This window comes from Pedobacter sp. AC402 (assembly GCF_979252805.1).
In genome coordinates this window covers 104,213-112,028 of record NZ_CEEDAI010000015.1, presented here as the reverse complement: position 1 = coordinate 112,028, position 7,816 = coordinate 104,213, and the positions used below count along the sequence as shown (strand labels likewise).

9 protein-coding genes are annotated in these 7,816 nt (G+C 35.4%); 1 reads left to right on the top strand and 8 read right to left on the bottom strand.

All coding sequences use genetic code 11. The annotated features are described in order from the left end of the window. Positions 1–11: 11 nt before the first annotated feature. Positions 12–2,408, top strand: a complete 2,397-nt coding sequence (locus AC0IWE_RS24065) for a hypothetical protein (protein WP_471795051.1) — start codon at positions 12–14, stop codon at positions 2,406–2,408. 530 nt (positions 2,409–2,938) lie between these two features. On the opposite strand, the gene AC0IWE_RS24060 is transcribed toward AC0IWE_RS24065, so the two are convergent. The 8 genes from AC0IWE_RS24060 to AC0IWE_RS24025 form a co-directional block, all read right to left on the bottom strand. Continuing rightward, positions 2,939–3,778 (bottom strand): OmpA/MotB family protein, encoded by an 840-nt coding sequence (locus AC0IWE_RS24060; protein WP_471795050.1) that lies wholly within the window; start codon positions 3,776–3,778, stop codon positions 2,939–2,941. Positions 3,779–3,857: 79 nt separating this feature from the next. Further along, positions 3,858–4,520, bottom strand: a complete 663-nt coding sequence (locus tag AC0IWE_RS24055; protein ID WP_471795049.1) for a DUF2461 domain-containing protein — start codon at positions 4,518–4,520, stop codon at positions 3,858–3,860. 182 nt (positions 4,521–4,702) lie between these two features. Beyond that, complete coding sequence (locus AC0IWE_RS24050) at positions 4,703–5,092, bottom strand: DUF983 domain-containing protein (protein WP_463497370.1); 390 nt, start codon at positions 5,090–5,092, stop codon at positions 4,703–4,705. Next, positions 5,092–5,355: a Txe/YoeB family addiction module toxin gene (locus tag AC0IWE_RS24045; protein ID WP_471795048.1), complete on the bottom strand. Its 264-nt coding sequence runs from the start codon at positions 5,353–5,355 to the stop codon at positions 5,092–5,094. The genes AC0IWE_RS24050 and AC0IWE_RS24045 overlap by 1 nt, the downstream gene beginning before the upstream one ends. Next, positions 5,355–5,558 (bottom strand): DUF2683 family protein, encoded by a 204-nt coding sequence (locus AC0IWE_RS24040; protein WP_055903260.1) that lies wholly within the window; start codon positions 5,556–5,558, stop codon positions 5,355–5,357. The genes AC0IWE_RS24045 and AC0IWE_RS24040 overlap by 1 nt, the downstream gene beginning before the upstream one ends. A 24-nt stretch (positions 5,559–5,582) precedes the next feature. After that, a complete protein-coding gene (locus tag AC0IWE_RS24035; RefSeq protein WP_471795047.1) occupies positions 5,583–5,855 on the bottom strand; it encodes a hypothetical protein in 273 nt (90 codons plus the stop codon). Positions 5,856–5,956: 101 nt separating this feature from the next. Next, a complete protein-coding gene (locus AC0IWE_RS24030; protein WP_471795046.1) occupies positions 5,957–6,343 on the bottom strand; it encodes a hypothetical protein in 387 nt (128 codons plus the stop codon). Positions 6,344–6,714: 371 nt separating this feature from the next. Further along, on the bottom strand, positions 6,715–7,812 hold the full coding sequence (locus tag AC0IWE_RS24025) for a DUF4302 domain-containing protein (protein ID WP_471795045.1): 1,098 nt from the start codon (positions 7,810–7,812) through the stop codon (positions 6,715–6,717). Positions 7,813–7,816: the final 4 nt, after the last annotated feature.

The following is a 7,816-nucleotide window of genomic DNA, read 5'->3' as shown; positions in this document are numbered from 1 at the left end:
CGTTGTTTACCTTGAACAGTTTATCTCAATATATTGGTTATAACGACTGGGATTCGTTCTGCAAAGACAAGGAAAACCAAACCACCTCTGTTCAGAGTATTTGGCAGGATTTAAAGTTAAAAGCACATGCCATTACAGAGGTATCGCTCATCGCAAAGAAAAATAATTCGGGCGTTCCATTTAATGCAACCGCAAACAGAAGTTTCTTTTATCCCGATTTCGATTATTTTTTAAAAAACAATTATCAGTTTACTACCATAAGCGCACAACCAGGACAGGGCAAATCGATTTTGCTTGCGCACATGGTAGAATATTTCTTCTTCTCAGAAAACGCTCTTTATAAAAATGACATTGTTTTACTGGTTAACTCTACCAGTATTAATACGATAATACAAAATGGCGGTACGTTAAAAGATTGGTTTTTAAAAGAATTTAAGTTTGGTAGTCTTACCGAACTAATCAGTTTTTTCAAAAAGAACCCCGAAAAACGCGAAGGCCGCTTTATTATAATTGTTGATGGTGTAGACGAGCACCTGGCCAGAAGTAATCACTTTAAAACCTTTATAGATTTCTTATACAGTATTGAAGAAAACAACTTTGTTAAACTGGTTTTCGGTTTACGAACAAATAGCTGGATTAACCTTCAGCCCGCTATAAACGGTTCTGCATCTTTAACCAAAGCCTGGTATACAGGCTTGTTTTACGATGAAGATACGTTGAGCAATGTGCCGCCATTAAATATTGATGAGGTGCTGTACACGCTAAGCCATATCGAAAACAAAATCATCAATAGGGCCGATGTTAGTCCACCCCTACTGGCACAATTTAAAACCCCTTTCTGGCTTCAGGTTTATTTTAAACTTAAAGATGAAAATCACCATCTGGAGCTGAATAACCCTTTATTGTGTTACGAGTTGATCAACTATTTTTTAGAAAGAAGGGTTTTTCTGGCAAAAAAGAGTACCGAAAAAATATTTCTACTCAAAAAAATAAGCGATTGCATTTCTGAAGGCAATAAAAAATTAAGGGTATCAAAAGAAAAGATTTTAAGCTATATCAATTGCTATCCTGATGCTTATGAAGAACTTTTGCACGCAGGGATTATTATCGAAGAAAAAAGATTAAGCACAACCATCCCAACGGAAATTGTACGTTTTTTAAGCGACGATATTTATACTTATTTCCTTTTTATTCAAATCACCGATAAATTCGACTACAAGCCTGGTAAATTATTTTTCGAACATATTTTAGCGAGCTTCCCCGCACAAAATGCACGTAGAGACCATATTTTAAACTGGTCTATCCGCTTTTGCGTAAACAGGAATGAAATTGCAGCATTAAAAAACATATTTAAACTTTCGTTTACCAATATCGAAAAAAACAATGCTTTCGATTTTATCTGCCATGTGTCTAAATTCGAATTGGGTAAACCCAACTCCAACTTTAATAAGTTAACTATAGATATCGATTTCATCGATATCATGGCTTCTGGCAGAACCATGAGTACACTTTATAAAGAAACCATTAAAACAATTTCTGAAAATGTACTGAATGAAGATATCCAGATTATGCTCCATGTAATCGAATGCAACGTACACCTTATTGATGTAGATAAGGTATCGCTGGGCAATACCATGCAGTTGTTAAAAAGAAATTATAAAAGATTAAATGAGCTTTTTCCAATTAACCCATACGATTTAATTTTATACTTTTACAACAACCTGATTAACAAGCCTAACGAAAGCAAAAGCCTTGAAGATAAAATCATAAAACTTTGCCAGGAAATAGACCGGAGTACACCAAAAAGAAACGAGGAAATTTCTTCTGCCGAAATACTCTCTTACCGGATGGTATTGATTACGCTGTTTTCGCAAAAAAGTTATGCAGAATGCCATCGTTTTATTATGGCCATATTAAGTAAATATCCAAATATTTTTTATGTAAGGCATTCGGTTTTCTCCCCGTTTTTACTACTTCATTTAGGGCAAACCTACATTAAGCTCAATTACTTTAAAAAAGCACAGCGCATTATCCAGTTCGTAGATAAAATAATCAGTAGCGATTATACTTACTATACCAATTTTATCCTGGCCAGTTTCAGCATTTTTAAAGCAAACTTTTATAATGCTACGCACAATTATGAACAGGCACTTATAGAAACCAACCGCGGACTGGAAATTACAGGGAAGAATGATTTTAAAATGTTCGAAATTGCTTTTTTGTTAAGCAAAATTGATACACTGAAACATACGGAAGAATCAGAAGAGGTATCGAACGTAATTAAAGAACTGCTTAATTTTCTAACCATACACAAACTTTCCATGCCCGATTATTCAAATCTAAGTGGAACCGAGTTTGAGCATACTTTTAAGATTTTAAAATCTTACCGCCGGCATCAGAACTTATAAAAATTACTGTAATCGTCAGAAATCATTCATTTTGTCGCGGTAAATACCAATTGAAACGCAGGAATGGATTGGTTTAGGCAGAGGCCGTTGACTTTTAACCTGCTTTTTCAAGTACACAGAACTGTTCATTTCCTGATCAAAATAAATATATTGTTCATTTTTGGGAGCGCAAAGCCTGTGAAAAACACGAAATTTCTTCCCTTTTTACGCTTTTACGCTTCGCTGTCTCGTGCCTCGTTGCTGCAGGGTAAACGCTTCAACCGGGGCTAAGTGGCTACTTTGTGTTTCATTTGAAAGGTTGCAAAGTGCAGAAGCCGATGTTTTTAAACCCGATTGCAGCGAACATACCGATCCTTCATCGGTATAAAGCATAAAGCGGGGCTAAAGCTGCCATGTACACAGAACTGTTCATTTCCTGATCAAAATAAATATATTGTTCGTTGTTGGGAGCGCAAAGTTGCTTTATTCCTAACCATAACCATGGGTTTTGATTAAACAGGAACACTTTAACCACAAAATAAATTGATTATCTATTTAATCAGGTTATAAAGTTCATCTAATTTAGGTGAAAGTACAATTTCTATGCGTCTGTTTTTGCTTCGCCCATCGGCATTTGCATTGGTTCCCAGGGGTTGATATTCTCCTTTACCGGTAGCCGTCATTCTTACGCTCTCTACTTTTTCGTTTTCGGTTAGGTAACGTACCACAGATGTAGCCCTAAGTACACTTAAATCCCAGTTATCTTTAATCTGACCTAAATTGTTTATTTTCTGGTTATCGGTATGGCCCTCAACCGCAATATTAATTTCTGGTTGTTGTTTAAGTACATTGGCCAACTGTGTTAAAGCTTGTTTACCTTTCTCATCAATAATGATACTTCCGGAAGGGAACAACAGTTTATCAGTAAGCGAAACATAAACTTTGCCATTTTTAATTTCTACAGTGAGGCCGCTTTTAGTAAAGCCAAGCAGTGCCTGTTGAAGCTTTTCTTTTAGTGCATTGGTGGCTTCATCACGTTTGCGCAAAACTTCTTCTACTTCTTTTAAACGCTTTTCGCGGGCAGCCAAATCTCCGGATAGTTTAGTAATTTCTGAAGAAGAGTTATTTTTGAGTTTTTTATAATTTGCATCTATTTCATTGTAATTGCTTTGCAAATCGCGAAGTTCTTCGGCCATTAAAGTGGTATCCTTCTTCAGCTTGTTTACTTCTTTTTCCAAGTTCTCAATTTTAATTAAACCTTCGTTAAAAGCTGTGTAAAGTGAATCTTTGCTACCCAATAAAGCCTTATACTTTTTAGGCGATAATACAACACATGAGGTTAAGGATGAAATGAACAAAAGAAGAGCAAAAGCAAGAAAGGTATTTTTCATATTATATTTTCAGAGTTAATAGCAAATACAGTTTTTATAGACTAATGGCACAGTTTACCTATTTATACAGTTTAAACCGTTAAGCATCTATAGCATTGCGTAAAAATGCAACTAATGGTTGTACTGTTTTAAAACAACTTATCAACTTATTAACGAGGTTTGCCTGCAAAAATTCTTTATCATCAATTTTTGTAGTGGCTTCAAAACTTTTCAATTTTAAGAATTCGATATTTGGATCTGCCGGATCGTACCCTTTAGGGGCATTTTTAAGTGCGTTATCCAATCCAAGTTTAAAGTCTTTCTTAAATTCCTTGCTGTTGATAATTTCTTTAAAGTCGCCGATATTGTAATCAATTTCCTGTCTTATTAACTTTAAATGTGCGGCTTCGGGCATCCAGTAACCACCGGCGATAAAACTTTTTCCGGGTTGGATATGCAAATAATAACCTGGCTCGTTGCCACCCTTGCTTTTAGCAGAAAACCAAATGCCGAAATTATTTTTATACGGATCTTTATTTTTGCTGAAACGCACATCGCGGTAAATGCGCAATAAACTTTTTTTGGGGTCTGTTTCGGCCGAAATCAATGGATCTACCTTAGCCAGTTCAGGAATAAGTGCTGTAACGAGTGTCAATACATTGGCTTTTGCACTTTCATAAACATCTTTATTGGCGGCAAACCATTCGCGGTTATTATTTTCCGCTACATCTGTTATAAAATTGAGTGTTTCTTTTTTAAGCATATCTTGAGGTTTATTCGTTCACTGGCCATTAGTTCATTGGGTAATTGCAAACTGCCAATTGTAAACTGTAAATTGGCTCTTCGTCATTAGTTAATTAACCATTGGTTTATTAAACTCTTGGTTTAACAGTGAATATTGGTTAATGGTTTAGCTCATCGCCCATCGCTAACCGCTAACCAACCCTATTTGTCGTAATATGGCTTATACTTAATGTTTGGCGATAAAACATGAAGCAGTATAATTCTGGAATAGCGGTAATTAAATGGATACAGGATAAAACAACCTGCGAAAATAACAATCAGGTAATGCCAGAAAGTGGCATCGGTAAGCGGACCGAAAGCCAGATAGGTTAAAAAGCTTGCAAAAAGCATCTCGATTACATTCATGGCGTAACTCACATACATGGCTGCATAAAAATACCCAGGCTCAATTTCGATGCGTTGCGCACAATGACCACAAATTTCTTTGGTATGTTGAATATTCCATCCGTACATACTGCCTGTAAAAATAGCTCCCCTGCGGCAATGCGGACATTTACAATTTATAATTGCATTAAGCTTTGAGGTCGGCATTAATAATGTCCTTTAACTGAAATAATGTATACAATATCGATATAAACTTCATAAACCAGTCGATGCTCATTATTTATTCGTCTAGACCAAAAACCTGAAAGATTATGTTTTAATGCTTCCGGTTTTCCTGTATCCTCGAATGGATGTTCAGAAAGTTCATTCAGTAAATTCAATATTTTGCGCAAAACGGCCTTATTACCTATTTTTTTATGGTAGCTGATATCACTATTAGCCTGATCTGAAAAATCTAAGTGGTAGCTCACTATAACCCTAGGAAGTTTTTCAAATCCTCCTTTGCAACTCTCGTTACTTTACCCGCTTCAATTTCTTTTTTACTTGTCTGAATTTTAGCCACGAAATCCGAATTATACTCGCTTGTTTCAAAATTTATTTCTAAAGCCTTAGCCATTGCTTTTAATGCGGTTAGCTGTACTTTATTTTTAGGGTGCATAATTAGTGTTTCCATAATCAAGTATATTGCAACAAATCGCTAATTTAAATTAAAAGGTTCTTTTTTCATGTTAAGGTGAATATTCTTTTTGCGGTATTTTTTGTACCAAACCACACCAACAATAACAGCCATTAAATATGGAATAGATAATAGATATAATACCCCGGTATTTAAGCCTGCAGTTTGTGTATTTCCGTTTTTAACACCTTGTTCAGCATTTATGGTACACATTGAGCATTGGGCATTAACATTAGGGCTTACCGCAAATGTAAATACCAATACAAACAGGATAAAAATTGCTTTTTTCTTCATGACTTACAAATATAAGCATAAACGGTTGCAGGGGTTTAAAAATTATGTCATAAAAAAACCTCACTTTTTAGGGTGAGGTTAGAGAGAGAGAATAATTATACCTATTGAGCAATTAATGCAGCATTATTACTGGAATTTAAAGTTAAAGTAACTGAAAAACCCGAGCCGGCAGTGCCATAAATATTACCATCAAAATGTGTAACCTGATTATTAATTAATGATCGCGATAAATTTCCACTTACCGAATTAATGGTATACATTCTATAAGCACCCCCACTACCAGGAATGGCTTTACTTACACTGCCACTTAAAAATTGATCAGTTGCATTATCAAAATACAATTCACCATAATATCCATCGGTATTTACCACAATAATAATCGGATCGTCTTTAGTGCATTGAACCACTTTTTCAGAAGCCGGTTGAAATGAGGATAATCCAATTACAAAAAATACACTCAAAGCAAAAAATAGCAATAATTTTTTCATAGTTATATTTTTTAGAGGGTTTGCATATTTAGTTTTCAGCTATAAAAGTTAATCTTATTGGCAACAGTTAACGTAAGTTGCCAACAAGATTATTATAATGATTAATTACTACATAAGTTTATCGTAGAATAAATGTCATCTGTATTGCAGGATTCTGCACACTAGACATTCTTCCGTAAGTGAGTCCATTTATTGAATAATAATCAAATTTTACATCATTTGCCTTTAAGAACGCATCCATTGGCAACATTAACTTAGCAACATAACCATCAGCGGCAGCTGTGTATTGGGTAAATTTATAAGAACCGTCCGGATTAACCGTGTAATTATAAACTATCGTAGTTGTCCAGCCACTACTTCCTCCATTTTGACTACTGAAACCAGCAAAAATGAATCTGTTGTTCGGTCTGCTTCCAAGTTAAGTCCATTCTTCCATAGTTAAAACCGAAACCAAGCAATGCACTATTATTAAGGTTATTGTGATAGTAATTAATAATATCAGCTCCAGCAGTACTTGTACCAGGATTTACTTGTTTAAACTCAGATCGAAGCCCAACATATTTAGATCCCCATAACAGATTGATATCTAATATTGGCACACCATTATCATTAATGATATACTCTTTTCCAGTAGAATCATATAAGGCTAAGATATTTGCATCTTTCCATGCCATTCTTACGAATGTGATACCTTGAAAAACCAATCCTCCATTTAACAGAGATAGCCCATCCAAAGTGTGTGCTATTTTAGTTGCTGCCGTACCTATTGTTTTCCCATCAGCCAAAACGCTTGTCAAATCCATTCTTTTACCACTTGCCAAATTATTGCTGAAGTTTGGACTAACCGCAACTTTAAGTGTGGTTGAACCCGAAACAACCTGTATGTACGGGAATTTATTTGTGTTGAAAAAAGCTGTAATTTTATCAATAGAAGTATTATACCCCCCAGATGTATAGCTTGCTTGTTGTGCAGCGGTTGCTTTTACCAACTTAAATGGCTGTCTATATTTTTTTCCGACAAAAATAATACTGTCACCATTAACCCGATCAAAAGTAAACTCAATATCACTACTATAACCTACTTTGGATGCACCACCTAAAATAGCAGCATTAGGATCATCAAGTATCGAGATATAGTTATAAGTATCAAATACCAGTTCGGTTCCAATATCTTGTTTGATCCTATAGTTTGATTTACCCACTGTCCCAGCCGATGCGCTTGTCATATCGGCATACATGGTTACATTTTGTTGGTTATCGAAAGTGAAATAAAAGCCATAGCCGCCCCCCGCTTGAGTGGGCAATGTTGCAATCCAGCCATTCGGAGCACTGGTTAACGTGGTAGACACCAGATTAATCTGGTCTGCAGCTCGCTCTTGTGGCGTTTTATCGAAAACAGCTACATAAGATGTTTTTTTGCAGCTCATCATTACAGAGAGCAATACAATTAAGTATAAAAATCTTTTCATCGTT